At 63.5% G+C, this 25,164-nt stretch carries 31 protein-coding genes and 1 pseudogene; 14 read left to right on the forward strand and 18 right to left on the reverse strand.

Translation table 11 applies throughout. The features are described 5' to 3' along the window. The first annotated feature begins 100 nt into the window (after positions 1-100). Both NKL04_RS15550 and NKL04_RS15555 read left to right on the forward strand, forming a co-directional pair. Positions 101-370, forward strand: a complete 270-nt coding sequence (locus NKL04_RS15550; RefSeq protein WP_023670183.1) for a CopG family ribbon-helix-helix protein — start codon at positions 101-103, stop codon at positions 368-370. Beyond that, positions 367-675, forward strand: a complete 309-nt coding sequence (locus NKL04_RS15555; RefSeq protein ID WP_023702185.1) for a type II toxin-antitoxin system RelE/ParE family toxin — start codon at positions 367-369, stop codon at positions 673-675. The genes NKL04_RS15550 and NKL04_RS15555 overlap by 4 nt, the downstream gene beginning before the upstream one ends. Here NKL04_RS15555 and NKL04_RS15560 read toward each other — a convergent pair. The 8 genes and pseudogenes from NKL04_RS15560 to NKL04_RS15595 form a co-directional block, all read right to left on the reverse strand. Continuing rightward, positions 672-1,133 (reverse strand): cytochrome c-type biogenesis protein, encoded by a 462-nt coding sequence (locus NKL04_RS15560; RefSeq protein WP_023702186.1) that lies wholly within the window; start codon positions 1,131-1,133, stop codon positions 672-674. The genes NKL04_RS15555 and NKL04_RS15560 overlap by 4 nt on opposite strands. Beyond that, positions 1,130-3,120: pseudogene (locus tag NKL04_RS15565) on the reverse strand (heme lyase CcmF/NrfE family subunit). Before NKL04_RS15565 ends, NKL04_RS15560 begins: the two are co-directional and overlap by 4 nt. Continuing rightward, positions 3,120-3,563, reverse strand: a complete 444-nt coding sequence (gene ccmE / locus NKL04_RS15570; protein WP_023670179.1) for a cytochrome c maturation protein CcmE — start codon at positions 3,561-3,563, stop codon at positions 3,120-3,122. The pseudogene NKL04_RS15565 and the gene ccmE overlap by 1 nt, the downstream one beginning before the upstream one ends. 3 nt (positions 3,564-3,566) lie before the next feature. Then, positions 3,567-4,721 (reverse strand): c-type cytochrome biogenesis protein CcmI, encoded by a 1,155-nt coding sequence (gene ccmI / locus NKL04_RS15575; protein WP_023702188.1) that lies wholly within the window; start codon positions 4,719-4,721, stop codon positions 3,567-3,569. A gap of 85 nt (positions 4,722-4,806) precedes the next feature. Next, a complete protein-coding gene (locus tag NKL04_RS15580; protein ID WP_023687241.1) occupies positions 4,807-5,250 on the reverse strand; it encodes an RT0821/Lpp0805 family surface protein in 444 nt (147 codons plus the stop codon). 175 nt (positions 5,251-5,425) lie between these two features. Beyond that, complete coding sequence (locus NKL04_RS15585) at positions 5,426-6,844, reverse strand: ATP-binding protein (RefSeq protein ID WP_023702189.1); 1,419 nt, start codon at positions 6,842-6,844, stop codon at positions 5,426-5,428. Further along, positions 6,828-7,493 (reverse strand): response regulator transcription factor, encoded by a 666-nt coding sequence (locus tag NKL04_RS15590; RefSeq protein WP_023702190.1) that lies wholly within the window; start codon positions 7,491-7,493, stop codon positions 6,828-6,830. The genes NKL04_RS15585 and NKL04_RS15590 overlap by 17 nt, the downstream gene beginning before the upstream one ends. Before the next feature lie 82 nt (positions 7,494-7,575). Then, entirely contained in the window at positions 7,576-7,836 is a 261-nt protein-coding gene (locus NKL04_RS15595) for a hypothetical protein (RefSeq protein ID WP_023670174.1), read from the reverse strand. 280 nt (positions 7,837-8,116) lie between these two features. On the opposite strand from NKL04_RS15595, the gene NKL04_RS15600 reads away from it, so the two are divergent. Beyond that, positions 8,117-8,503 carry an ester cyclase gene (locus tag NKL04_RS15600; protein WP_023684533.1) on the forward strand — a complete coding sequence of 129 codons (387 nt, stop codon included), beginning with the start codon at positions 8,117-8,119 and terminating at the stop codon, positions 8,501-8,503. A gap of 6 nt (positions 8,504-8,509) precedes the next feature. Here NKL04_RS15600 and NKL04_RS15605 read toward each other — a convergent pair whose 3' ends face one another. Next, the gene (locus tag NKL04_RS15605) at positions 8,510-8,917 is read right to left on the reverse strand and encodes a DUF3168 domain-containing protein (protein ID WP_023702191.1); all 408 of its coding nucleotides are present in this window, start codon (positions 8,915-8,917) and stop codon (positions 8,510-8,512) included. A gap of 217 nt (positions 8,918-9,134) precedes the next feature. Here NKL04_RS15605 and NKL04_RS15610 point away from each other — a divergent pair, with 217 nt between their 5' ends. Together NKL04_RS15610 and NKL04_RS15615 are read left to right on the forward strand one after the other, a co-directional pair. Continuing rightward, the gene (locus tag NKL04_RS15610; RefSeq protein ID WP_023702192.1) at positions 9,135-9,344 is read left to right on the forward strand and encodes a hypothetical protein; all 210 of its coding nucleotides are present in this window, start codon (positions 9,135-9,137) and stop codon (positions 9,342-9,344) included. A 31-nt stretch (positions 9,345-9,375) separates the two neighbouring features. Beyond that, positions 9,376-9,543 (forward strand): hypothetical protein, encoded by a 168-nt coding sequence (locus tag NKL04_RS15615; RefSeq protein ID WP_348529208.1) that lies wholly within the window; start codon positions 9,376-9,378, stop codon positions 9,541-9,543. 43 nt (positions 9,544-9,586) lie between these two features. Here NKL04_RS15615 and NKL04_RS15620 read toward each other — a convergent pair whose 3' ends face one another. Together NKL04_RS15620 and NKL04_RS15625 are read right to left on the reverse strand one after the other, a co-directional pair. Then, positions 9,587-9,853, reverse strand: a complete 267-nt coding sequence (locus tag NKL04_RS15620; RefSeq protein ID WP_023702194.1) for a DUF1488 family protein — start codon at positions 9,851-9,853, stop codon at positions 9,587-9,589. Then, on the reverse strand, positions 9,850-10,113 hold the full coding sequence (locus tag NKL04_RS15625) for a hypothetical protein (RefSeq protein WP_023670169.1): 264 nt from the start codon (positions 10,111-10,113) through the stop codon (positions 9,850-9,852). Before NKL04_RS15625 ends, NKL04_RS15620 begins: the two co-directional genes overlap by 4 nt. A 247-nt stretch (positions 10,114-10,360) precedes the next feature. Here NKL04_RS15625 and NKL04_RS15630 point away from each other — a divergent pair, with 247 nt between their 5' ends. The 3 genes from NKL04_RS15630 to NKL04_RS15640 all read left to right on the forward strand — a co-directional run bounded on the left by NKL04_RS15630 (position 10,361) and on the right by NKL04_RS15640 (position 12,714). Further along, on the forward strand, positions 10,361-10,723 hold the full coding sequence (locus tag NKL04_RS15630) for a co-chaperone GroES (RefSeq protein ID WP_352535137.1): 363 nt from the start codon (positions 10,361-10,363) through the stop codon (positions 10,721-10,723). A gap of 64 nt (positions 10,724-10,787) precedes the next feature. Then, on the forward strand, positions 10,788-12,416 hold the full coding sequence (groL, locus tag NKL04_RS15635) for a chaperonin GroEL (protein WP_023702196.1): 1,629 nt from the start codon (positions 10,788-10,790) through the stop codon (positions 12,414-12,416). Between the two features lie 133 nt (positions 12,417-12,549). Then, positions 12,550-12,714, forward strand: coding sequence for a hypothetical protein (locus NKL04_RS15640; RefSeq protein WP_023687237.1), 165 nt, complete (start codon positions 12,550-12,552; stop codon positions 12,712-12,714). A gap of 12 nt (positions 12,715-12,726) precedes the next feature. On the opposite strand, the gene NKL04_RS15645 is transcribed toward NKL04_RS15640, so the two are convergent. Both NKL04_RS15645 and NKL04_RS15650 read right to left on the reverse strand, forming a co-directional pair. Then, positions 12,727-14,280, reverse strand: a complete 1,554-nt coding sequence (locus tag NKL04_RS15645; protein WP_023684538.1) for a trimethylamine methyltransferase family protein — start codon at positions 14,278-14,280, stop codon at positions 12,727-12,729. After that, positions 14,262-14,651 carry a glycine cleavage T C-terminal barrel domain-containing protein gene (locus tag NKL04_RS15650; protein WP_348529210.1) on the reverse strand — a complete coding sequence of 130 codons (390 nt, stop codon included), beginning with the start codon at positions 14,649-14,651 and terminating at the stop codon, positions 14,262-14,264. Before NKL04_RS15650 ends, NKL04_RS15645 begins: the two co-directional genes overlap by 19 nt. A gap of 42 nt (positions 14,652-14,693) precedes the next feature. Between NKL04_RS15650 and NKL04_RS15655 the strand changes: the two genes are divergently transcribed. The 4 genes from NKL04_RS15655 to NKL04_RS15670 all read left to right on the forward strand — a co-directional run bounded on the left by NKL04_RS15655 (position 14,694) and on the right by NKL04_RS15670 (position 19,456). Beyond that, complete coding sequence (locus NKL04_RS15655; protein ID WP_023687235.1) at positions 14,694-16,853, forward strand: transglycosylase domain-containing protein; 2,160 nt, start codon at positions 14,694-14,696, stop codon at positions 16,851-16,853. A gap of 73 nt (positions 16,854-16,926) precedes the next feature. Next, positions 16,927-17,511 carry a DUF1214 domain-containing protein gene (locus tag NKL04_RS15660; RefSeq protein WP_023670163.1) on the forward strand — a complete coding sequence of 195 codons (585 nt, stop codon included), beginning with the start codon at positions 16,927-16,929 and terminating at the stop codon, positions 17,509-17,511. Beyond that, complete coding sequence (locus tag NKL04_RS15665) at positions 17,504-18,052, forward strand: DUF1254 domain-containing protein (protein WP_023702197.1); 549 nt, start codon at positions 17,504-17,506, stop codon at positions 18,050-18,052. The genes NKL04_RS15660 and NKL04_RS15665 overlap by 8 nt, the downstream gene beginning before the upstream one ends. A 396-nt stretch (positions 18,053-18,448) precedes the next feature. Then, complete coding sequence (locus tag NKL04_RS15670; protein WP_023702198.1) at positions 18,449-19,456, forward strand: DUF2336 domain-containing protein; 1,008 nt, start codon at positions 18,449-18,451, stop codon at positions 19,454-19,456. Here NKL04_RS15670 and NKL04_RS15675 read toward each other — a convergent pair. The 3 genes from NKL04_RS15675 to NKL04_RS15685 all read right to left on the reverse strand — a co-directional run bounded on the left by NKL04_RS15675 (position 19,443) and on the right by NKL04_RS15685 (position 22,372). Continuing rightward, entirely contained in the window at positions 19,443-19,790 is a 348-nt protein-coding gene (locus NKL04_RS15675; RefSeq protein ID WP_023670160.1) for a DUF1491 family protein, read from the reverse strand. The two genes, NKL04_RS15670 and NKL04_RS15675, sit on opposite strands and share 14 nt — an antisense overlap. Positions 19,791-19,863: 73 nt before the next feature. Next, positions 19,864-20,652, reverse strand: a complete 789-nt coding sequence (locus NKL04_RS15680; protein WP_023702199.1) for a peptidoglycan-binding domain-containing protein — start codon at positions 20,650-20,652, stop codon at positions 19,864-19,866. Continuing rightward, complete coding sequence (locus NKL04_RS15685; protein ID WP_023709816.1) at positions 20,627-22,372, reverse strand: sensor histidine kinase; 1,746 nt, start codon at positions 22,370-22,372, stop codon at positions 20,627-20,629. Before NKL04_RS15685 ends, NKL04_RS15680 begins: the two co-directional genes overlap by 26 nt. Before the next feature lie 531 nt (positions 22,373-22,903). On the opposite strand from NKL04_RS15685, the gene NKL04_RS15690 reads away from it, so the two are divergent. Continuing rightward, positions 22,904-23,272: a DUF5330 domain-containing protein gene (locus NKL04_RS15690; RefSeq protein ID WP_023684546.1), complete on the forward strand. Its 369-nt coding sequence runs from the start codon at positions 22,904-22,906 to the stop codon at positions 23,270-23,272. 116 nt (positions 23,273-23,388) lie between these two features. Then, positions 23,389-23,817, forward strand: a complete 429-nt coding sequence (locus NKL04_RS15695; RefSeq protein ID WP_023673679.1) for a SufE family protein — start codon at positions 23,389-23,391, stop codon at positions 23,815-23,817. 126 nt (positions 23,818-23,943) lie between these two features. On the opposite strand, the gene NKL04_RS15700 is transcribed toward NKL04_RS15695, so the two are convergent. Both NKL04_RS15700 and NKL04_RS15705 read right to left on the reverse strand, forming a co-directional pair. Continuing rightward, entirely contained in the window at positions 23,944-24,369 is a 426-nt protein-coding gene (locus NKL04_RS15700; RefSeq protein WP_023673680.1) for a Ros/MucR family transcriptional regulator, read from the reverse strand. A gap of 412 nt (positions 24,370-24,781) precedes the next feature. Continuing rightward, positions 24,782-25,156 (reverse strand): SH3 domain-containing protein, encoded by a 375-nt coding sequence (locus NKL04_RS15705; protein WP_023702200.1) that lies wholly within the window; start codon positions 25,154-25,156, stop codon positions 24,782-24,784. Positions 25,157-25,164 lie beyond the last annotated feature (8 nt).

Genomic DNA, 25,164 nt, shown 5'->3' on the forward strand with positions numbered 1-25,164 from the left:
GGTGCATGAAAGTTTTGTAATGTTGGGCGGTCGCACAAATCGCTTGGTTGCGCTCGCCTGCTGCCCTGTGGTGTACACAACTCAGCACAAGGCTTTCACAATGACAGCAAGCACCACCATGACCATTCGAGTCTCGTCCGAGACCAAGCTGAAGCTGGAGCAGATCGCTACCGATACCAGGCGTAGTAAATCGTTCCTCGCCGCCGAGGCGGTCTCAGCCTATGTCGATCGCGAGTTGGATATCATCGAAGGCATAAAACGTGGCATGGCCGACGCAGAGGCTGGCCGCGTCGTGCCCCACGACGACGCCATGGCGGAGGTCGACGCGGTGATCGAAGCAGCGAAAGCCAGGCGCGCAGGCAAGGCGTGAAGCGGTTCGCCACCTGGTCGCGAGAAGCGCTGGACGATCTCACGCAGCAAGTTGCCTTTATCGCTCAGGACAATCCTGCCGCCGCCCGACGCCTCGCGGACCGTATCCGTGAAATGGGCCGGGGCCTTGGTGATATGGCGACGGGCCGACCTGGCCGGGTAACAGGCACTTATGAGAAGCCCATCGGCCGCCTGCCCTACATCATTGCCTATGAATTGCGCCTGATCGCCGGCCGTCAGAGCATTGTTATCCTGCGCGCCATCCACACGTCGCGGGACTGGCCTTTGGAGGAATGGCCGAGCTAGTCGCTCAGCACCTTGTCCAGCGCCGCCTGTTCCTCGGCGCTCAGCGCCTTGGTTGCCAACGAGCGGCGGGAGCGTGTGGTCAGCACAATGAAAATGCCGCCGACCAGAAGCAGAAGCACCGGCGTGCCCCAAAGCAAGGCGTTGCGCGGGCTGAAGCGCGGCTTCAACAGCACGAACTCGCCGTAGCGCGACACGATATAGTCCATCACCTGCTGGTCGGTATCGCCGGCAACCAGACGCTGGCGCACCAGGATGCGCAGGTCGCGGGCGAGGTCAGCATCGGATTCGTCGATGGACTGGTTCTGGCAGACCATGCAGCGCAGGCCTTCCGACAGCAGCCGCGCCCTCGCCTCGAGCGCCGCATCGGCGAGAACCTCGTCCGGTTTCACCGCTTGCGCCGCGCCGGCAAACAGCAGCGCCAGCAAAAGCACGAGCGAGGCCAGAGACCTGGTGCTCACGGCGCGCCTGCCGACGGCATGGAGGCTGCCTGCTTGCGGCGGCGCGAGGGTGCGCCAACCCGCAGGCGACGGTCGAGCAGCGACATTGCGGCTCCCGCCATCATCACCAGAGCTCCGCCCCAGATCAGCGTCACCAGCGGCTTCCACCACAGGCGCACCACGACGGATCCATCGGTGCCTTCATCGCCCAGCGACAGATAGAGCTGGCTGAAGCCGATCGTCTCGATGCCGGATTCGGTCGTCGTCGTCTGCCGCACCGGAAAGAAGCGCTTGGCCGAGGTGATTTCGGCTGAAACGCCGCCATCGGCGCCGATCAGGGAAAAGCGGCCGCGCTGCTCGCTGTAGTTCGGACCCTGCGCCGGGAAGAGGCCGTCGAAACGCAGCGTGTGGCCGGAGAGTTCGACGCTCTCGCCGGCATGCATCGACAGTATCCTTTCGGTGCCGAAGCACAGCGTGCCGACAATGCCGAGCGTCGTCAGCCCGAGGCCGAGATGGGCAAGTGCAGTGCCGAACACCGAACGCGGCAGGCCGGCGAAACGGCGCAGCATGATGGCGGGCGACACATTGCCAAAGCCGGACTTGACGGCGAGGTCGGTAAGCGCGCCGCAGACCAGCCAGCAGGCGAGGCCGACACCAAGGGCGGCGAACACCGACGCGCCGTCGATGAACAGCCCGGTGACCAGCATCGCCAGGAGAGCGGCGCCGAAAGCCGCCATCAGGCGCTGGGCGACGGCATAGAGGTCGCCGCGCTTCCAGGCGAGCAATGGTCCGAAAGGAACCACGACCAGCAGCGGCACCATCAGCGGGCCGAATGTCAGGTTGAAGAAGGGGCGCCGACTGAGATCTTGCCGGCCGAAAGCGCTTCGACCGCCAGCGGATAGAGCGTGCCGACCAGCACGGTGGCCGTGGCCGTGGTCAGGAACAGATTGTTGAGGACGAGTGCGCCTTCGCGCGAGATCGGGTGGAACAGGCCGCCGGCCGTCAGCCGCGAGGCGCGCAGCGCAAACAGGGCCAGCGAGCCGCCGATGAACAGCGTCAAAATGCACAGGATGAAGATGCCGCGGGTCGGATCGGTGGCGAAAGCATGCACCGAGGTCAGCACGCCGGAGCGCACCAGGAAGGTGCCGAGCAGCGACAGCGAGAAGGTGAGGATGGCAAGCAGCAGCGTCCAGATCTTGAGCGCCGAACGCTTCTCCATGACGATCGCCGAATGCAGAAGAGCCGTGCCGGCCAGCCACGGCATAAAGGAGGCGTTTTCGACCGGATCCCAGAACCAGAAGCCGCCCCAGCCGAGCTCGTAGTAGGCCCAGTAGGAGCCCATCGCGATGCCGCCGGTGAGGAACATCCAGGCGACCAGCGTCCACGGCCGCACCCAGCGCGCCCAGGAGGCATCGATGCGGCCTTCGATGAGGGCGGCGACCGAGAAGGAAAAGCAGATGGAGAAGCCGACATAGCCGAGATAGAGCAGCGGCGGATGGATGGCGAGGCCAAGATCCTGCAGGACCGGGTTGAGATCGCGGCCCTCGATCGGCGCCGGATTGAGCCGGGTGAACGGATTCGATGTCGCCAGGATGAACAAGAAGAAGGTGGCGCCGATCGCCCCTTGCACGGCCAGCACATTGGCGCGCAGCGTCGCCGGCAAATTGGAACCGAAGACGGCTACCAGCGCACCGAAGAAGGTCAGGATCAGTACCCAGAGCAGCATCGAGCCTTCGTGATTGCCCCAGGTTCCGGTGATCTTGTATATTAGTGGCTGCAGCGAATGCGAGTTTTCCCACACGCTCGCCACCGAGAAATCGGAACTTGCATAGGCGCCGGCGAGTGCTGCGAACGATAGCGCCGTGAGCGCGAAGCCTGTGACCGTGACGGGACCGCCGACAGCCATCAGCCTCTGGTTGCCGGTACGGGCGCCGATCAGCGGCACCAGCGTCTGCACCAGCGACAGCACAAAGGCGAGGACGAGCGCGAAGTGTCCGGTCTCAACCATTACTGGCTCTTGCTCTCTTGCCACACGCCCTTGGCCTTCAGCCCGTCAGCGACTTCCTTGGGCATGTAGCGCTCGTCATGCTTGGCCAGCACGCTGTCGGCGACGAAAACGCCGTCGGCGCCAAAGCTGCCTTCGGTGATGACGCCCTGCTCCTCGCGGAACAGATCGGGCAGGATGCCGGTATAGCTGACCTTGACCGATTTGTGCGTGTCGGTGACCGAGAACGCAACCGTCGCGCCCTGCCCGCGCACGACCGTGCCCTTTTCGACGAGGCCGCCGAGCCTGATGCGCTGTCCCGGCTGCAAGCTGGCGGTGGTCAGATCGGCGGGCATATAGAAATAGGAGGCCTTCTGGCCCAACGCATAGAAGGTCAGCCCGGTGGCGGCGCCGAGGAAGGCAAGACCTCCGACAATCACCGACAATCGCTTCTGCTTGCGCGTCATGTCCTACTCCGTCGCCGTCAGGCCCAGCGAGGCGGCAAAGGCGGTGAATTTCTTCGCTTCCTCACTGTCGGCGCCAAACACGGCAATACCGCGATGCAGCGCGTCGCGCGCCTGGTCGGCCTTGCCCAGCACAACATAGGAACGAATGAGCCGCATCCATCCTTCCGTGTCGCGCGGATTTTGCCGCAATTTTTCGTCGAGGCCGGAGACCATGGTTTCGATCATGGCCTGCCTGTCCTGCGGCGCCATCGACGAGGCGGCATCGACGGCTGCGGCGTCGGGGCCTTTGGCGGGCTCTCCTGACGCGACGCTGCGGTTGGCGGCCTCGGCCAGTGCCTGTTGGACAGCTCCGCGCCATGGCGAATCCTGCGGCAGGGAATCGAGCATTTTCTGCCAAGCCGTGGTTGCCTCGGGTATGTGGCCTTCCTGGGCCAGCGCCATCGCCAAATAGAACGAGGCTTTCGCGTTTCCCGGGTCGAGTTTTAGCGCCTGTTCGAAAGCGTATTGCGCATCGGCCGAAACGATGCCGCCGGCCGCATTGGCGATCGCTTCGCCGAGGCCGGCCTCGCGGGCAGCCGTGTCGCCATCGAGGCGGATGGCATTGCGATAGGCGGTCACGGCATCGGGAAAGCGCTGCAGGCGCAGATAGATCGGGGCGAGCACGTCCCAGCCGCGTCCATCGCCAGGGTTGGCGGCAAGATGGGCGTCGGCGCGCGCCACCAACTCGTCGACCGAACTATCGGCCGGATTCTTGGCCAGCCGTTCGGCAAGCGGCTGCGACGGCAGATCCGGCGAGCCGAGCTGGCTGTAAAGGCCCCAGCTGAGCAGAGGGACCGCCAGTACCGCAGCCGTTGCCACCAGCCTTGCCGCCTTTGACGGCTGCCGCGTGCCAGGCGCATCGGCTTGACCGACATTGGCTTGACCAACATCTCCCAGGCGAAGGATGCGGCGGGCGATCTCAGTGCGCGCCTCCTCGGCTTCCGCCGGCTGGATCAGCCCGCGCGCGGCGTCACGCTCAAGCTCGGCCAGTTGGTCGCGATAGACTTCGAGGTCGTGGTCGCTGCTGGTCGGAGCGTCCTTGCCGCCACTGGTCAGCGGCAGCAGCACCGTCAGGCTTGCGCCTAGCGTGAGGATTGCGGCTATGACCCAGAACAGCATGGTTCTTCCAATAGAGCGAGAGCCCTGCTCTCACAACATGAGGGTGCTGCGACGCTTTGACGGGATTCCGACCCCGGCCCAACGTTCAGGTCAGCGGCGTCCAGCTGCCGTCGGCGTTGCGGCATGCGGTGCCCCGCGCGGTCTGGCCGGCCGTGCCGGTAAACACCGTATGGGTGTACTGGCGGCAATCCTGCGAGCCGACGCGGTAGGGCTGGGCCGCGACGACTTCGCCGGAATGAGCCGAACTGTCGCTCTTCCACGTCACCTTCTGGCCGCTCGCCGTATATTCGAGCGCCTTGTATTCCGCCTCGAGCGCCTTGCGCTTCTCGGTGCTGTTCAGGCCGCTGCCGATCGATCCGCCGACGAGCCCGCCGGCCATGGCCGAGATGATCGTCGTCGCGACTTTGGCCCCTGAAGGAGGCGACGCGGGCGGGTTGGTGATGGAGATATCCGGGCCACTGCCCTTGCCCAGCGTCCCGCAGCCGGAAAGAGCGAGCAGTGCGGAAACGAGCGCAACGCGAATCTTCATGCCAACAACCGGTTTTCTTGAACGGGATGCGCTGGGGGCCGCGTCATCGGGGGGCGTCAGGACCTCATACTATTGATATTTGTCGGAAATTTGGCCGTTCTTAACGGCTTTTGCGCAATCGAGGGGCCGCCATAACACAGGCATTCGGCCGTGTCGATTGGCCCTGGGCAGTACATCATTGCAAGCTCCGCAAGCGCACAACCGCCTTCAGCCCGCCCATCGTGGAGCGTTCCAGCGCCAGCGCCCCGCCATACTCGTTGACGAGGTCGGCAACGATGGCAAGTCCGAGCCCGGTTCCCGGCTTTGTCTCGTCGAGGCGCCGGCCGCGTTTCAAGACGTCGCGGGCCTTGTCCTCGGGGATGCCGGGACCGTCATCCTCGATCGATAGCTCGAACAGGCCGGCTGCGGCCGGCGTGACGGATACGGCAACAGTGCTCTTCGCCCATTTCATCGCATTGTCGAGAAGGTTGCCGAGCAGTTCCTCCAAATCCTCGCGCTCGCCAGCAAAGACGATGTCGGCCGCCGGCAGCGTAAGCGACAGGCTGACATCAGGCTTGAGTTTTTGCAGCACGCGCACCATGCGCTGCACCAGCGGCGTCACCGGCGTGCGGTAGACGACGCTGTCGCGCTGCGCCGCGACCCGTGCCCGCTGCAGGTAGTGGTCGACCTGTTTCTGCATCGACGCCGCCTGGTCGGCGATGAGCTGGCCCTTGGCGCCGCCGAGAGCCCGGCCCTCATTTATCAGCACGGCGAGCGGCGTCTTCAGCGAATGGGCAAGGTTGCCGACCTGCGTACGCGAGCGCTCGACGATGCGCTTGTTGTTTTCGATCAGCGCATTGGTTTCGTTGGCGAGCGGCTCGATCTCGGCGGGAAACCGGCCATCGAGCCGCTGCGCCGTGCCTTCGCGCACCTGGGCAAGCGCGTTGCGAACCCGGCGCAAGGGCTGGAGGCCGAGCAGGATAGCGATCGCATTGATGGCGATCATGCCGACGCCGAACAGGCTGAGATAGGTCAGCAATCGGCCTTGGAAGGTGGCGATCTCCTGTTCGAGCTCGGTCTTGTTGCCCATCACGCGGAAGCGCGCGGCGCGGTTCTTGGCGTCGAGCACGAATTCGCTCTCGAACACTTCGAGCTGCTCGTCGCCGATACCGTCGGTGGAGTAGCTGCGCTGGAAGCTCGAATTGAACGGCACCTCGGCGACGGTCGGCGACGGGATCGTCGTGGTCATCGAGGACGAATGAAGGTTGCCGTGCACACCTTCGGAAGCCGGCTCCACCGACCAGTACCAGCCCGAATTCGGCTCCGAGAAGCGCAGGTCGCCAAGGTCGGGAGCACCGGTGAGCTGGCCGGATTCGGAAACGCCGACCGAGCCGATCAGATTGAACAGATGCGCCGACAGCAGGCTGTCGAAGCCGCGCTCGCTGGCCTGGCGGTAGAGCGTGGTGATCAGAGTGAAGATGACGATCAGGGTGAGGATCGCCCAGATCGTGGAAAAGCCGATGACGCGGAAGGCCAGCGAGCGCGGCCAGAGCCGCGCCGAAAAAGGCTTCCTTGCTGGTATGGGGAGCGGTTCCGCCTTACGCCTCCGGCTCACGCATGCGATAGCCCATGCCGCGCACGGTTTCGATCATGTCGATGCCCATCTTCTTGCGCAGCCGGCCGACAAAGACCTCGATGGTGTTGGAATCGCGGTCGAAATCCTGGTCGTAGAGATGCTCGACCAGCTCGGTGCGCGACACCACCTCGCCCATATGGTGCATCAGATACGCCAGCAGGCGGAACTCATGCGAGGTCAGCTTCAGCGGCACGCCGGCGACATCGGCCTTGGAGGCCTTGGTGTCGAGGCGCAGCGGCCCGCAAGTGAGCTCGGACGAGGCATGGCCGGCGGCGCGGCGGATCAGCGCCCTCACCCTGGCCAGCACCTCCTCGATGTGGAACGGCTTGGTGACATAGTCGTCGGCGCCGGCATCGATGCCCGACACCTTGTCGCTCCAGCGGTCGCGCGCTGTCAGGATCAGCACCGGCATCTTGCGGCCGTTGCGGCGCCAGCGCTCGACGACGCTGATGCCGTCCATCTGCGGCAGGCCTATGTCGAGCACGACGGCATCGTAGGGCTCGGTGTCGCCGAGGAAATGCCCCTCCTCGCCGTCATAGGAGCGGTCGACGACATAGCCGGCATCGACCAGCGCGTCGGCCAGCTGCCGGTTGAGATCCTTGTCATCTTCGAGGACGAGTACGCGCATGATCGGTCAGGCCTGTTGATGTGTCAGATATAGGCCGATTCCGGTGGTCTGGGAAACGAGCCCTGCAAGGGGGAAGATTGGATCAGTTCGCCGGGACGACGATCTCGGAGCGGCGCGGACGCTGGCCGTCCTTGCCCGGCACAAGCACGACGATGACGCAGACCTCCTGGCCGCCACGCGTCGTCTGCGAAGCCTTGGCCAGCGTGCCGCCATTCTGCTCGGCAACCTGCTGGCCGATCGCGTAGCAATCCGCCGCGGCTGCCGGCGTCGCTTGCGACGCCAACAGGCCAGCCGCCGTGAGCGCCAGTATCGCGGTTCTGACATGAGAGCGAAGCGTTTTCATGGTCGGCGTTGTAACGCAACTGTGCTGAACGTGAAATGAACGGTGAACGGGTGAAAATCCATCCCCGCAATACCCCCTGCGCGCGCAACGAATGAATGCGATCCTACCGCCCAGTCCCTCAGACCGGGCAATGGATTCATAACCGGAAAACCGGCTGCGCGGCTATGGTGTTTGCGCGCAGGTTCTCAATTCGCAGCCAGATTGGGAACAGGTCAAGGCGAGACCATTCTGAAGGGCCGCCCTAAATAGCGCGGGAAACGCCAAATCATCGGAGTGCGCCATGACGGATAAAGACCTTGCCGACCTTTACCGGGGCTATATCGCTTGCCTGAATGCCCAGGACTGGGCGAAACTTGGAGACTTTGTCGGCGACGAGGTGCAGCACAATGGCGAAATGCTCGGCCTGTCGGGTTATCGCCGTATGCTCGAAGGCGATTTCGAGGCGATTCCCGACCTCCGCTTCAACATCGAACTGCTGGTCTGCCAGCCGCCGCGCGTGGCGGCGCGCCTGCATTTCGACTGTCATCCCAAGGGCGTGCTGTTCGGCCTGCCGGTGAACGGCAAGCGCGTGTCGTTCGCTGAGAATGTTTTCTACGAATTCGGAGAGGGTCGCATCCGCGAGGTGTGGTCAGTCATCGACAAGGCCGAGATCCAGGCGCAAATCTAGGTTGCTTCAATCATTTTGCTCGGTGAGGGCGCGTATCCGCAGCACCCCGTGGTAGAGCGCCAGGTCCTCGTCGTAGCGGGCCTCGGCGAACTCCAAGGACAGGCGGGTCTGGTCGCGCGAGCCGGTGGCGAAAGCGGCGCCGTCAAGGCGCGCCCGGATGCTGTCCATGATCAGACGCGTCTCGGCCTCGCCTTGCGCCTTCGACCAGACATGCAGCGTGATGAGCTGGTCGTCATCATTGTCGGCGCCGGTGTCCAGATCGAATGCGCTGGTCCTGCCATAGGTCACATAAGGGAAGGCGGCACTGTCGGCCGCCTGCTCGCGCAACCCGGCGCCGCCGAGCAGCGCCGTCAGCGAGGCATCGCTCTTCAATCTCATGAACAAGGCTTGCAGCAAATCGCCGGGCGCCGTCATCGTCGTCTCCGTTCGCCTGTCACGCTTTGAACAACCTCAGTTTCGCGCGCAACCTAACCGCGTTGCACGGATTTCGCCAGATGACGATCCGCCTGATGGAAGGCGGCGAATCGGGCGGCATGGCCCTTTCACGGACCGGGTTCTATTTGGCATGCGGGGAGTTTCAAGAAGGGTGTTATGAGGAGCCCTGTTTTCTCCGGCAATTCGAGGTCATTTCATGCGAACGCCACCGCTGCTGCCGGCTTTTGGAAAGCTCGGCGTCAAGCCCCCGGTCGCGATTGCGGCAGCACCCGCCCTGTCGAAGAGCACCGTGGCCCTGCGCATGCGCGAGATACTTTCAATGCATGGCGGCCTGGCCTTGAAGCTGTCGGTGGTGGCCTGGACAATCCTGATCCTGGCGGCGGCATTTTTCATGTCAAAGGCCTGATGCCGATATGACAAACCGCTACGCGTTGCGCATGGACGAGCCCGAGAGCTGGACTATCTTCGACATCTTCACCGGCCAGCCTGTCGAGCTTAAGCAACAGGTAATGGTGGCCATGAATTTGCGCGATGCGGAAGTGATGGCCGACCGCCTGAACAGCCGGGACGTCAAGCGGCGGGCAAAAGCCGACCGCAAGTCCTGACGCACGCTGATCTCAGCCGCTCTGATTGCAAGACGAACGCGCGCTAACCGAAATCCGCGGCTGTGAGCACATATATGCTCTTGCGGGTGCGGGCGTAGGCCTTGCTGGCAATGTCATGGATGGAGCTGGACGCGGTGTCGAAAGCCGCCAGATAGGTGGCTTCCGCGGTCGCCGTCCCTGATGGCGCCTTCGAGAGGGCATCGGCTGCGACAGAGAAGGAAATCTGGAACACGCCGTCATGGCCGACAAAGCGGATGCGCTTGCCGGCCTCGTCATAGAAGCGACTTGGATTGGGGAATGTCAGGCTCATGACGTGCCCCCCTTCGGCGCGGCGGCGGCTTTCTTGACTGTCGCCCGCTTCTTCTTCGGTGTCGGGTTCAAGGCTTCCGCGACGCGGTCGGCCTCTTCCTTGGCCAGGCGCAATTCCCTGAGCCTTGCTGTCTTGATCTCCCTGGCCCTCGCTTCGGACATGTAGTCGGAGGTTGCCTTGTTGCGCTCGGCCGTCTTCTTCTGCTTGTCCATGAAGCGGGCTTCAGCTTTTTCCATGATGCTCTGATTGCCTTCGGCCATCGCCTAAATCTCCTTCGTGCCTGAAATTGTGAAATCGAACTTACGATATAAATAGTCGCTTTGGCCTCGAAATTCAATTTTTCGAAATATCTAGGCGCCTCGCGACGTTTCGAACCCGGCAGACATCATAATACTTTTTAATATTTAATTTTGACCACGAATAATTTTTGGCACTCCTATCTATCGAGTGCCAACACGCCTATAAGAACGGCGCGGTCGCCTATGCCGGCCCCAGAAAGAAGTTCTCATGAAGTTTCGGCCACTCCACGACCGCGTCGTCATCCGGCGCGCCGAAGGCGATGTCAAATCCAAGGGTGGCATCATCATTCCCGACAATGCCAAGGAAAAGCCGCAGGAAGGCGAAGTCATCGCCGTTGGGCCGGGCGCACGCGACGAAAACGGCGCGCTTGTTCCGCTCGAAGTCAAGGCCGGCGACTTCATCCTGTTCGGCAAATGGTCGGGCACCGAGGTCAAGATCGACGGCGAGGACCTGCTGATCATGAAGGAAGCCGACATTATGGGCGTCATCGACAAGAGCGAGACGGCCAATATCGGAAAGAGCGGGACGGTCGTCACCGAGAAAAGCGTCAAAGCCAAGAAGGCCGCTTGACCGGTCTGGCTTTGCCAGGCTCCGGCGAGCCGCTTGCTTCACCACACCAACGGGATTGAAAAAAATGTCTGCCAAGGAAATCAAATTCGCCACTGACGCGCGCGACCGCATGTTGCGCGGCGTCGAGATCCTCACCAATGCGGTGAAGGTCACGCTCGGCCCCAAGGGTCGCAACGTCATCATCGACAAGGCCTATGGCGCGCCGCGCATCACCAAGGACGGTGTGACGGTGGCCAAGGAAATCGAGCTTGCCGACAAGTTCGAGAACATGGGCGCGCAGATGGTGCGCGAAGTGGCTTCGAAGACCAACGACCTCGCCGGTGACGGCACCACCACCGCCACGGTGCTGGCCGCAGCGATCCTGCGCGAAGGCGCCAAGCTGGTTGCCGCGGGCATGAACCCCATGGACCTCAAGCGTGGCATCGACCAGGCTGTCGCCGCCGTGGTCAAGGACATCAAGGCGAAGGCCAAGAAGGTCAAGTCGTCGGCCGAGATCGCGCAGGTCGGCACCATCGCCGCCAATGGCGATGCCAGCGTCGGCGCCATGATCGCCAAGGCGATGGACAAGGTCGGCAATGACGGCGTCATCACCGTCGAGGAGGCCAAGACCGCCGACACCGAACTCGACGTCGTCGAAGGCATGCAGTTCGACCGCGGCTATCTCTCACCCTATTTCGTCACCAATGCCGACAAGATGCGCGTCGAACTGGAAGAGCCTTACGTGCTCATCCACGAGAAGAAGCTCGGCAATCTGCAGGCGATGCTGCCGATCCTCGAAGCAGTGGTGCAGAGCGGCAGGCCGCTGCTGATCATCTCGGAAGACGTCGAAGGCGAAGCGCTGGCGACGCTGGTCGTCAACAAGCTGCGCGGCGGCCTCAAGGTCGCGGCCGTCAAGGCGCCGGGCTTCGGCGATCGCCGCAAGGCGATGCTGGAAGACATCGCCGTGCTGACATCGGGCCAGATGATTTCAGAGGATCTCGGCATCAAGCTCGAAAACGTCACCATCGAGATGCTTGGCCGCGCCAAGCGCGTACTGATCGAGAAGGACACCACCACGATCATCGACGGCGCCGGCACCAAGGCGACCATCCAGGCGCGCATCGCGCAGATCAAGGGCCAGATCGAGGAGACCACGTCCGACTATGACAAGGAGAAGCTGCAGGAGCGGCTGGCCAAGCTCGCCGGCGGCGTCGCCGTGATCCGCGTCGGCGGCGTCACCGAGTCTGAAGTGAAGGAAAAGAAGGACCGCATCGACGACGCGCTGAATGCGACGCGCGCGGCGGTGGAAGAAGGCATCGTGCCCGGCGGTGGCGTGGCGCTTCTGCGCGCAAGATCGGCTCTGGCCGGCCTGACCGGCGCCAATGACGATGTGACCGCCGGCATTTCGATCGTGCTCAGGGCGCTTGAAGCGCCGATCCGCCAGATCGCCGAGAATTCCGGCGTCGAAGGCTCGATCGTCGTCGGCAAGCTGTCCGACAGCAAGGACCAGAATCAGGGCTTTGACGCCCAGAACGAGGTCTATGTCGACATGATCAAGGCCGGCATCGTCGACCCGGCGAAAGTGGTGCGCACCGCGTTGCAGGACGCCGGCTCGATCGCCGCCCTTCTGATCACCGCCGAAGCGATGATCACCGACGTTCCGGCCAAGGATGCGGCGCCTGCGGGCGGCGGTGGCGGCATGGGCGGCTACTGACCATCGCCCGAAAATTGCCCGCTGGAATCTGGGCGGGCATAAATCAGAACAGGCTGCCGGGGACATTTCCCCGGCGAGCCAGGAATTTCCGTCAGTCAGTCAAGACTGTCATCAACGACAGGGAGATCGACAGATGATCACATTCGCCCCGAAGCCAAACGCTGTATCCGCGACCAAGCCGGCGGAGGAGAGCCGCTTCGATCGCATCCGCCGGATTGCCGCCGACAAGCACAGGCAGGCCGATGCCGGGCCGATTCGCCGCGAGCCGTCGAAGACCGGCGACAAGCGGCCGACGTGACGGCTGCCAACCTCACGACACCGGCAACGCTCCGCCCTCTTCGGTGCGGCGGGCAATGAACTCGTCGAGCACATCGGATGTGGCAACGGCCGACGCAGGCGGCTGGAAGTCGGCCAGCGTCCGCTTCCAGATGCCGGTGGCGCGCTCGGTGGCCGACTTCGAACCGGACTGCGTCCAGCTGCCGAAATTCGACCAATCGGCGACCAGCGGCTCGTAGAAGGCGGTGCGGTAGCGCGTCATGGTGTGGCCGGCGGAGAAGAAATGCCCGCCCGGCTGGACTTCAGCGATCGCCTCGAAGCCGATCGAATCCTCGTCGCCGGGGGTCGTAGCGCAGAGTTCGGCAACCGTCTGCAATGCCTCGATATCGGTGATCAGCTTCTCGTAGGAGACGCTGAGGCCACCCTCCAGCCAGCCCGCGGCATGGATGCAGACGGTGGCGCCGGCAAGCACCGAGCCCCACAGCGCGAACTGCGTCTCGTGCGCCGCCTGCACATCGGAAATGTTGGCCGCACTGCCGCCGCCGGACCGCCAAGGCAGGCCGGTGAAGCGCGCCAGCTGGCCGGCGCCCAGCGTCGCCTTGACGTGCTCGGGCGTGCCGAAGGCCGGTGCGCCGGACTTCATGTCGACATTGGAGGAGAAGGATCCGTAAACCACCGGTGCGCCCGGCCGCACCATCTGCGCCAGCGCGAGACCAGCCAGCGCCTCGGCATGCTGCAGCGTCAATGCGCCGGCGACGGTGATCGGCGCCATGGCGCCGGCCAGGCAGAAGGGCGTGATGACAGAGACCTGGCCGGCCCTGGCGAAGTCGATGATGCCTTGCGCCATCGGGATATCGAGCTGGCGCGGCGAATTGGTGTTGATCACGGTGTAGCAATGGACGCCGGCCAGGAACTCGTCCTGCGAGAGCCCGCGCGCCAGCCTGATCATCTCGAACCCATCCTCGACCTGCGGCGTGCCGCGGGCGAAGACGAAGGGGAACTTGTCCGACAGGGTCAGCTGCGCACGGTTGACGGCATAGTGGCGCAAATGGTTGTCGACATCCTGCGGCTCGATCCAGGGGCCGAGCATATGCAGCACGTCGAAATTCTGAACAAGCTTGGTCAGTTCTTCGAAAGCGGCGAGCGTGCCCGGACGCCGTCCGCGTTCGAGATCGGTGACGTTGGGCGCCCCGGCTCCGGCCAGGAACGTCATCGAGCCGAGCTCCAGCATGAGATCGCGGCTACGGTTGCCCGCCAGCGCCCGGATGGATTTCGGCGCCGAGGCCAGTGCCGCAGTGACAATATCGCGGCCGATGCGCACCATCTGGCTGTCCTCGTCGACCAGCGCACCGGCTTTGGCGTAGATCGCCCGTGCCTCCGGCAGCAGCACCTTGATGCCGAGCTCTTCCAGCACGCGCAACGCCGTGTCGTGGATGGCCGCGACCTGGTCGTCCGAAAACACCGGCTGCGGCAGGAACGGGTTCTTGAGCGAGCGATAGTTCGGGTGGCGGCTTGGCCCGCTGCCGGCCTCACCGGTGTGCCCGCGCCGGCGCTCGCGCCTGGTCTCCCTTATGATGTCATCGACCATGGCCAAAACTCCTCATTGCCGCATCGCCTGCCCTCGGGGTCGTATGGCGAGGCCGGAATAATTCGCGCCGGCCGCTCGACGCCGACAATGTGCACCGAAAGCGCGGTCCCCTCCCCGGCGAATTCGTCGCCCAGCAACGTCAGCGCGACGCTTTTGCCTATTGTGTAGCCATAGCCGGCTGAGGCGACGAAGCCGACGCGCCGCCCTTGTGCCAGACTGGCTCGAAGCCACTGGCGTCGGCATCGACGGCGTCGACCTCCAGCGTCACGATCCGGGCGGCGCTCAACAAACCGTGCGGTGTGGCCTGGCTGCCCTTGTGAGCCGGGCTGAAATGGAAGAATAGTCTTCGCCGGGTATGCCCGCCCTGAAATTGCCCGCTTGCGGTTATCAGGTGGGTTGGGTGAGTTTCGGGAATGGCCAGTCCTTTAGAACGACGTCCAAGACGAAGAGGTCCGATCGCCGCCGCACTGCTGGCGGTGGACGCCTGGATCGATTCCTCGCTCTACGAAATCGGCTTCAAGGCCGGCCAGTTCTGGGAATCGGCAACCATTTTTTCGCGGCGCTTCCGAGTCACCGGCTGGCGACGCGGCATCATCGAGGTGCTGAGCGAAGGTTTTACGATGGGCGCCGGCGGCGTCGTCGTGCTGCTCGCACTCGCGATGCCGGCCTTCCAGATCACCACCGGCGACTGGCGCAGTCAGGGCGATTTCGCCGTCACCTTCCTCGACCGCTACGGCAACGAGATTGGCCAGCGCGGCATCATCCAGCGCGATTCCGTGCCTGTCGACGAGATGCCGGACCATGTCATCAAAGCAGTGCTGGCGACCGAGGACCGGCGCTTCTTCGAGCACTACGGCATCGACGTGCTCGGCCTGTCGCGCGCCATCTTCGAGAATGTGCGGGCCAATTCCGTCGTCCAGGGCGGCTCCAGCATCACCCAGCAGCTGGCCAAGAACCTGTTCCTGTCGAATGAGCGTACCTTCCAGCGCAAGATCAAGGAAGCCTTCCTGTCGCTGTGGCTGGAGGCCAATCTGTCGAAGAAGGAGATCCTGCAGCTCTATCTCGACCGCGCCTATATGGGCGGCGGCACGTTCGGCATCGAGGCGGCGGCGGATTTCTATTTCGGCAAGAGCGTCAAGGATCTGAACCTCGCCGAGGCGGCGATGCTGGCCGGCCTGTTCAAGGCGCCGACCAAATACGCCCCGCACATCAACCTGCCCGCCGCCCGTGCTCGCGCCAATGTGGTGCTGTCGAACCTCGTCGATTCTGGTTTCATGACCGAAGGCCAGGTGCTGCAGGCAAGGCTGCATCCAGCCGAGATCGTCGACCGCGGCGAGCAGAAGAGCCCGGACTATTACCTCGACTGGGCCTTCGATGAGGTCAAGAAGATCGCCAAGCCCGGCCAGCATTCGCTGGTCGCACACACCACTTTCGACGCCAACATCCAGAAAGCGGCGGAGGAATCCGTCGAATTCCATCTCCGCCAGTTCGGCAAGGAATACAACGTCACCGAGGGCGCCGTTGTAGTGATCGAGACCAATGGCGCGGTGCGCGCCATTGTCGGCGGCCGCGACTATGGCGCAAGCCAGTTCAACCGCGCCACCAAGGCGCTGCGCCAGACCGGCTCCTCGTTCAAACCTTACGTCTACGCCACCGCCATGGAGCACGGGTTCACCCCGGACTCCGTCGTCTCAGGCGGGCCGATCAGTTGGGGCGGCTGGTCACCGCACAATTACAATGGCGGCTCGGCCGGCAATGTGACGCTGATCACGGCGATCGCCAAATCGATCAACACCGTGCCGGTACGGCTGGCCAAGGACTATCTCGGCATCGGCCCGATCAAGGCGATGGCCGAATCATTCGGCGTGGAATCGCCGCTGGAGTCGCACAAGACCATGGTGCTCGGCACATCGGGCATGACGGTCATGGACCAGGCGACGGGCTACAGCGTGTTCGCGCAGAACGGCTTCGCCGGCTCGCGGCACGGCATCACCCAGCTCGTCACCCGCACCGGCGATGTCGTCTACGACTTTGCCAAGGATGCGCCGGCGCCGCATCGGGTTCTGTCGGAACAGGCTTTGAAATACATGAACACCATGCTGGCTGCGGTGCCGGCGATCGGCACCGCGCGGCGCGCGCAGCTGCCCAACATCGTCGTCGCTGGCAAGACGGGGACGACGCAATCCTACCGCGACGCCTGGTTCGTCGGCTTCACCGGCAATTACACGGCTGCCGTCTGGCTCGGCAATGACGACTTCACCCCGACCCGCAACATGACCGGCGGCACGCTGCCGGCGATGGTGTGGCAGCGGCTGATGGTCTACGCGCACCAGAATATCGACCTGAAGCCGATCCCCGGCCTAGACAAGCCCTTCGTCGACGAAGAGATCGCGGCCAAAGCCGAGGAAGCGGAGAAGAAAAACGCCGATCAGGCAGCCGCCGATGCCGCGGCCGAGCGCCCGGCGGTGTTGTCCAGCCGCACGACACAGACGCTGCGCGAGATGACCAAGGTGTTCCAGACAGCGCCCGTGCTCGGCTCGCCGCAGACACCGGAGACCCTGTCGGCGCTTTGATTCCACAGCGCTGCTTGCTCTGTGGCCTGCCCCGCTATATCCCCGAACGATAATTCTCTCGTCCCGGTTCTTCATGCTCAAGACCGCCTTTTTCACGCTGCTTTCGCTTGCCATAGCCATCGGCCTCGGCGGCGGCAGCGTCTGGTATGCGCTGCAGGCGCAGAGCGGCGTCGGCGCGATCAGCATCGGCCAATGGACCGCCTTCCCCGAGATCGGCACGCAAGATGCCGACCCCTATTCGAAGGCGCGCGTGGCGCGCGAGGGCGTGCTGGCGCTCGGCAAGGCGGAAGGCTTGTCCTTCATCGCCGAACGCGATGCGGCCGGCGATGAGCTTCAGCGGCAATGCGACTACAGGATCGAAGGCAGTTTCCCGACCGCCCGGTTCTGGACGCTCTATGCCGCGGATCAATCGCTCGGCGTGGTCGACACCGGCAAGCCGAGGCTGGCGGCGCTGCAATCCTACCAGGTGCTGCGTCAGCCCGACAATTCGGTGATCATCGCCGTCGGCAACCGTCCGGCCCCCGGCAACTGGCTTCTGACCGAAGGTTTTGGCCGGATGTATTTCGTGCTCACCTTCTACGACACGCCGATTGCCTCAAGCACCGGCCTTTCCGACGTGTCGCTGCCCCGGATCGTCAAGGCTGGCTGCAATGCGTAGGTTGCTGCACGCCATCCTGCTCGGCCTGCTCGGCGCCGGCATCGTCCACATCGTGGTGCTTTTGCTGGTGCCGGAATTTACCGAGCGCGATGCCTGGTCACGGCTGGCGATGGCGTCCGACCTCTACAAGATGACCAGGCTGGATGCCGAGGCGGGCGGCGCGCCGGTGGTGAAGTCGGTGGATCCGCTGTTTTACGCCGCCGCCTGCCGCTTCGACCTTGCCGAAGGCGTGGTGCGGATCAAAGCGCCGGGCAGCGTGCCGTTCTGGTCGGTGTCGGTCTATGACCGCAACGGCCACAATTTCTATTCATTCAACGACCGCACGGCGACCGGCAACAAGCTGGACACCGTGGTGCTGACGCCGGCACAGATGATCGACGTGCGCAGGGAGCTTCCCGAAGACCTGCAAGGGGCGATCTTCGTCGAGGCGCCGATCGAGGAAGGCATCTTCGTCATCCGCGCCTTGGTGCCTGACGACAGCTGGAAGCCGGTTGTGTCGCAGTTCCTGGACCAGAGCTCCTGCGAACTGCAGGACTACTGACCTCACCCCGACGACCAGCAAATTCAGTGGTGCGGAACAGGCGTCCGTGGTGTGCCCGGCTGGTCCGCCGGTCGCGCCTGGCCCGCCAATGGCGGATGCTCGTAGCGGACGCCGGGAAAAATGATCACCGCCGCCGGCGTACCGGTGTCCTGAACTGCTCGATTGACTGGTGCCGATCGCGGCACGAAAGACAGTACCATGCCCATGGTTCGCGTATTCCTCTCGGTTGCCCCGGAGCACAACGCAACGCCTCCAAATGTGATTAAGGCCGGCAGAGGGTTAACGGAGCGCTAACGGATCGCGGCTAATTTGATGTTTGTTCCAGGCCTAGCGCGAAACCGACACAGTTGCGGTTGAGCATGGTCCGGGTTGTGTCGAGTGTCGGGCGTATCTTCCGTGTCAGCTTCGGATTTCAGGCAAATCGCCATACGGACGGAATCGGGAAAAGCCGAAAGGCTGTTTCGCGCCGCCGTGTCGGCGTTCTGCTCGCTGACCCGCCCGTCGCGCCGCGAGATCGCCCAGCTCGAGGATCTGACGCTGCCGCTGTTCGACAGCGTGCCGGACGAATCGCGCCGCTATGTCGCCGCCGCCCTGTCCGAATGCGAATATGCGCCGGCCGCCCTGGTGCGGCGGCTTTGCGAGGAGCCGGTCGATGTCTGCGCGCCTTTGCTCGTCCGTTCGCGGGCGCTGGGCGACATCGACCTGATCGCGTTGATCGGCCGCCACGGCCTGCCGCATGCGCGCGCCATTGCCCGCCGCAAGGATTTGAACCCGGCCATCGCGCAGTTGATCAAGGCGCTGGAAAAGCCGACCCTGGTGCGCGTGCGGCAGCCCGAGCCGATCGCCGACGTGGCGGGCAACGGTGCCGAAGCCGCTGCCGCCGCTCCCAGCGCACCAAAACTGCCCGGCAGCGCCGCCGAAACCGCCAGGCGCCGCCTGCGCTCGATGATGCTCGCCGAGGGCGAGGCGACATCGGTCAATCCCTTCGTCGGCTCAGCAACTTACAGCAAGCTGCGCGAGACGGCGCTGACCGGCAACGCCGCCTTCTTTCAGACCGCGCTTGCCGACGCGCTCGACATCGACTTCTCCACGGCGCGGTCGCTGACCGAGCATTCGAGCTATGTCTCGTTGCTCGCCGCGCTGCGGGCGCTCGACCTCAGCGAGGACAGGGCATTCCTGATCGTGGTCGCGGTTTACCCCCGGGAGTTTCCGCACCCGCAGGCGATCCGCATCTTCCTCGACCGCTACCGGCTGCTGCACCACGAGGCGGCGCTCGACAAGGTGCGCGGCTGGAAGGCCGAAACATTGTCGCGAGCGGTGCGCGGCAACACCCCTGTCGCCGCGAATGGCGACCAAGCGCCGGACGACAAAGCCAGCTTAGCGGCCAGCCTCAAGGCGTCTTGACGGAGAGAAGCTCCTCGACGGAAACCGTTGCGGCCTCGATCTCGACCACCCAGATGTCGGGATCGAATTTTTTCTCCCGCTCAAGCCTGGCGTCAAGCGCGGCGGCATCGTCGCCGGCGCCGAGCAGCGTGAAAAAGCGATCATCCGGTTTGTCCGAATCGTAGCTCGTCTGCGGCGCCGGGCCGAACAGGGAGACGTCGCCCAGCCTGCCGCGGGAGAGCACGAAGACAGCGCCGGCCTCGGTTGCGCCGCGCTTGACGACGGCCGCAAAGCCGCCGGCGCCGAAAACACGGCGCAGCAGGGCCGACACCCAAAACTCGGTGGTTACGCGCATGACGAGGCTCCGGAGGACATGCGCGGCGTCTTAGCCGGATTTTCGTCTATCCGCGAGCGGTCGTCTTGACCACTCAATTGGTCAGGCCGATCTCGCGCATCTTGACGTAGACGACCTCGTCGGGCTCGCCCGTTTCCGGCAGGCCGAATAGCGACTGGAATTCCTTGATCGCCGCCTTGGTGCGGGCGCCGACGACGCCGTCGAGCTGCATGTCGTCATTGCCGAATGCCTTCAGGCCGGCCTGGATCTTGACGATGCGGGCATCGGGCGCCTGGGCGGATACCGGCGCGGAAACCGGGATGGGCGCAGGCGCGGCCTCGGGCGCGGCAACTCGAGCGGCGGCCATATCCACGGGCCTCGGCACAGGATGCGGGTTGCCAGCTGTTGTCTGCTTGGCGCCGAGCTGGTCGAGCAGGACGGCGTCGATCTCACCGGAGGCCGGCAGGCCAACTTTCTGCTGGTATGCCTGGATCGCCTTTTGGGTATTCGGCCCGGAAATGCCGTCGACCGTTCCCGTGTAGAAATCGAGATCCTTCAGGATGCCCTGGACCTGCTCGACGGTCGGATCGCTTTTGACCGGAGCCGGGCCGGGCCGCAGGATGTTGATGGTGGTTTCGGGTTCGTCCGCGCCGGGGTGCGGAAAACCCTCGATGCTGCGGGTGGCGAAGAAGGCGCCGGCATGCGGAAACGGCTGGTACCACAGCGCGTTGGCGGAAACGTAGAACAGCGTCACCAGGAAGGCGGTCGAGCCGCCGACCAGGACCGGATTGCGCGAGATCGCGCCGCCCAGCGCAATCGCGCCGGCCTCGAACGCGCCGCTGCGGCGCTTGACCGCCTTAGGCTGTTTTGCGGAGCGAGCCATTCCTGTCCCCTTTCGCGTCGCCTTTCGTCCTGGTCGCGGGCATCGGCAGCACCCCGTTCCTGTCGGTCGCGCTCCTCTTCGGCCCGTTCACCGGCAGGCTGATCGTGACCGTCGTCCCCTCGCCCGGCATGCTTTCGATCGACATCGTGCCGTCGTGCAGCGCCACTAGGCCCTTGACCAGCGACAGGCCGAGCCCGGTGCCCTCGAAGCGGCGCGTATAGTCGTTCTGGATCTGCATGAACGGCTTGCCGAGATTTACAAAATCTTCCTCGGCGATGCCGATGCCGGTGTCCCTGACCCAGAAATGCAGCCGCGAGCCGATCCGCTTGGCGCCGACGACGACATTGCCGCCATCGGGCGTGAACTTGACCGCATTGGAGACGAGGTTGATCAGGATCTGCTGCACGGCACGACGGTCGGCATTGATCTCCCCGGCGTCCGGCGCAATCTGCGCCTGGAGATCGATGTTCTTGGCATTCGCCTGCAGCTGCATCATCGACTGGCACATCTCGACCGCTTCGATGAATCGGAACGGTTCGGGCTCGGTCGCGTAGGCGCCGGCCTCGATCCTCGAGACATCAAGGATGGAGGTGACGACGGCAAGCAGATGCTGGCCCGACTCCTTCACCAGGCTGACATACTCCTTCTGGCGCGGGTCCTTGAAGCCGCCGAACATCTCATGCAGCAGCATGTCGGAAAAACCGATGATGGCGTTGAGCGGCGTCCGAAGCTCATGGCTGACGACCGCCAGGAAGCGGCCCTTTGCCACCTCGGCCGACGCTGCGGCCTCATTGGCGGCAGCAAGCTCGTCGCGCAATTCGGCAGTTTCGTCGTTCTCGCGCAGCAGCAGAGTGAAGGTCTCCTGCTGCTCTTCGGCGCGCATCAGTTCGAGCTGAAATGGCCGGTAATTGTCGGCCGTCGAGGCGCTGCCGTCCTGCGGCAGCCTTACCCGAAGATCGAGCCGGCGCGCCAGGGCGCCATCGCGCATGTCGGCAAGCGCGCTGAGATAAGCGACGCGATCGGACAGGTGGATGCGGTCGAACAGCCCGGCGCCGAAAAGCAGTTCCGGCGGCAGCTTCAGGATGGTGCGCGCCTTGGCCGAGGCATCCAGGACCTCGCCATGCCGGGCGACATGCAGGACAACGGCGTCGATCATGTCTTCAAGGCGGTCGTTTGGAAGCAGCGCGGGCTGCGCGCGTGCGGCATCGCCTAGGGCTGCGAGCCGGGGAACCAGCGTCAGGCCCCAGGCGAGCGGCAGCAGCCAGTGCCACGCCGCGACTTGCGCCCCGCCGAGCGGGACGACAGAGGCGACAAAGGGCTGCAGCAGCATTGCGGCCAAGGCCGAGAGGCCGCCCCAAAGTGCCGCGCGCTTTGAACCGCCGATCCACCAGGCCTCGAATGGCAGTGCCAGGGCCAGCAGCGCAACCGGCGACGCCAGGCCGCCTGCTGCCGCGACGGCGCCGGCAAGCGCAAGACCGCCGGCGGCAAGGGCAACCTGGGCTGCCAGCGCCATCTTGCCTGACGCCGCCACCAGCAAGGCGGCGAACCAGCAAAGACCGAAGGCGGCGAAAATGGCTGCGACGGTGACGGCGGCGCCCATGCCCGAGGTGACCAGTGTCACCGCCGCACCGGCGGCGAAGAACGGAGCGGCAAGCATGATGCCGATGAACCGGCGCTGGCGCAGGCGATCGCCCTGGCCGATGATGGCCGGATGGACCATGCGTTCGCAACCGGCCGCCAGCGCGCCAGGCAGTTCAATATATCTGGCAGTTGTCAAACTCAACGCACTCGCACCCGGTCGTGACTGCCCTGCTTTGCAGGTCGCTTTTGCTTGTTTGAAACTCGCATCCAGCGTTTAAGGAATGAATAAGGCTGACCGGAACAACGAGCGCGCTGCGGCAAAAATTGGAGCGCCGGCACCGGAATGCACCGCCATTTGTGGCCATAGTAAACGGAGCGTTATGTGCAAAGGGCGTGCCCGTGGCTGCGAAACCCTGAGCCGGCATGCCTGCTCTTCTGAAGATATCCATGCGCAACAATCGCTTAGATGGTTACTGCAAGGTTAAGAAAATTGCCGGCATTTGAGGCTAATGCACTGCAAAACGCCTCGCTTCGAATTTGCCTAAAATTTGAGGAAAATTTTCGCTGAGCAAGAAAGCCGTCCTTTGCGCCTCATGTGCCATTGTCGCTGATATAAAGAGGTCATTGCGCATGGACGCATGATCCGGTCATTGGACGAGAGGGCAGATCGATGGGCTTTTTGATAAGAATGGCGTTCTGGTTTTCGCTGGTGTTGCTGGCGCTGCCGCTGACCGTCGGCCCCGACGAGGATGGCCGCGAGAGCGTCGGGCCGTTCCAGGCGCTTTTTGCGGCGCGCGAAGCGGTCGGCGACATCGCGGGCATTTGCGAGCGCAAGCCGGACGTCTGCGAAACCGGCAAGTCGGCGATGCATACGATCAGCGCCCGGGCCAAGGAAACCGCCAAGATCGCCGCCGCCATGCTGGACGACAAGAGCGCCGAGACCTCGCCCGATACATCGCTGGCCACCGGCAGCGTCGCCAAGGACATCGTGCTGCCGGCGACAGTCAACATACCTGCCAAGCTGGTGGCGAAGAACTAAACACCGTTTCAGCTGTATCTACAGCGACACCGCAGGCCGGTCGGACCTCTCGATGCCTGCGGTGCTTTTCTTCTTTTTCCGTGACGCCGCAGCCGCGGATGACTATATCGCGAGCAATGGCCACGACGATCCAGACGATCCGCGACGACTTCTCCCTGCTCGACGAGTGGGAAGACCGCTATCGCTATGTGATCGAGCTCGGCGAAGCGCTGCCGCCATTTCCCGACGCCGAACGCAACGCCGCCAACAAGGTGCCGGGCTGCGTCAGCCAGGTCTGGCTGACCACGAGCCGAGCGCCGGGCGCCGATCCGGTCATCACCTTCACAGGCGATTCAGACGCTCATATCGTGCGCGGTCTGGTCGCCATCATGCTGGCGCTGTTTTCGGGACGGACTGCCAGCCAGATCCTTGAAACGGACGCAGAGGCGACGCTGAGGTCGCTTGGCCTCGACGAACATCTGTCGCCGCAGCGGGCCAATGGCCTGCGCTCGATGGTCAAGCGCGTCAAGCGGGACGCCGAGATGGCTCTCAAGCAGACTGCTTGATTGCTCTATCTTCTCTTCTTTCGACGCAATTCCAAGGGAAAGCGCTCGGCAGTTTTCCTGGAATTGTTCTAGAAACAAAAACGGCGCCGTAAGGGGCGCCGTTGATCTTGTCCATTGGAGCCGGTGTTACCGCCCCTTGCGCTTGCGGCCGAGGCCCATCTTCTTGGCCAGCTGCGAACGGGCAGCGGCATAGTTAGGGGCAACCATCGGATAGCTGGCGTCGAGATTCCACTTCTCGCGGTATTCATCGGGCGTCAGACCGTAATGGGTCATCAGGTGGCGCTTCAGCGACTTGAACTTCTTGCCATCTTCAAGGCAGACGATGTAATCGTCATGAACAGAGCGCTTCGGGTTTACCGCAGGCTTCTGCTTGTCGGCCGGAGGCTGTTCGCTTGCTCCGCCCACGCGCCCGAGAGCGGCATGGACATCAGCGATAAGGTTCGGCAATTCGCCGACCGGCACGGGATTGTTGCTGACATAGGCTGCCACCACATCGGCGGTCAGCTCGATCAGCGCATCGCTATTTCTGGAAGGTGTTTCGACGATATCCATGGTTTAGGCCCCAACGAAGGATGTTTCTGTTTGCGCCCTTTTTGGAAGATCGGGCATGGCGCGAATTTCACGCGGGAAGAGCTTCATGGATTCGCGTCCGGGCATCTTAATGAGCCCACAGACAAAGTAAGTCAATTCGCATCTTGCGCTATATTCAACGATATTCATCGAATAGTCGCTCTTCAGCTTCAATCTTTCGTGCACTCTGTAACTTCGCGATATTTTCTGGTCGGACCAGGACTAGCATGACGTAAGGTCACGCCATCGCTAAATCAGCAGGGACTCATAAAGTGGGCAGCGATGCTTGATCTATGCTTCAAGGTTTGGGCAGCTGATTGTCGGATTCGTACCAAACCGCAAGTTGCAAAGCGTTGGCGAAACCCGCCGAAGAAGATCTTCGGTCTGACCGGATTCAATACGGCGTGAGGTATTTTCCATAGACCCAGCCACTAACAAAACCACCGTTTTGCGCCGGGTCGTGCCAAACTTGACACCATTGATAGCGAATTGCCTGTTTCTGCTTCCAGTGCGGCTGGCCGGCGATCTCCAGAAGATTCAAGCCGCCGGTGCACTTGCCGGTCATCTGCAGGATCGTCCCGTTGGGATAGGCGGCCTGCTTCTGCGAGGTGCCGGACGGATATTTGCGAACGTTGAGCGTGTCGCCGAACGGCACGCCAGCCACTTGCCAAGCGGCGAACGCGGTTGCATGAGACTGGCCGGTGAAAGCCAGAACGGTCGAAGCGACGACGGCGAGAGCCGCAGCGGTGTTGATATGGAAATTCATCATCCTCTCCT

The sequence above is a fragment of the Mesorhizobium sp. C264A genome, assembly GCF_040324515.1.
Taxonomy (GTDB): domain Bacteria; phylum Pseudomonadota; class Alphaproteobacteria; order Rhizobiales; family Rhizobiaceae; genus Mesorhizobium.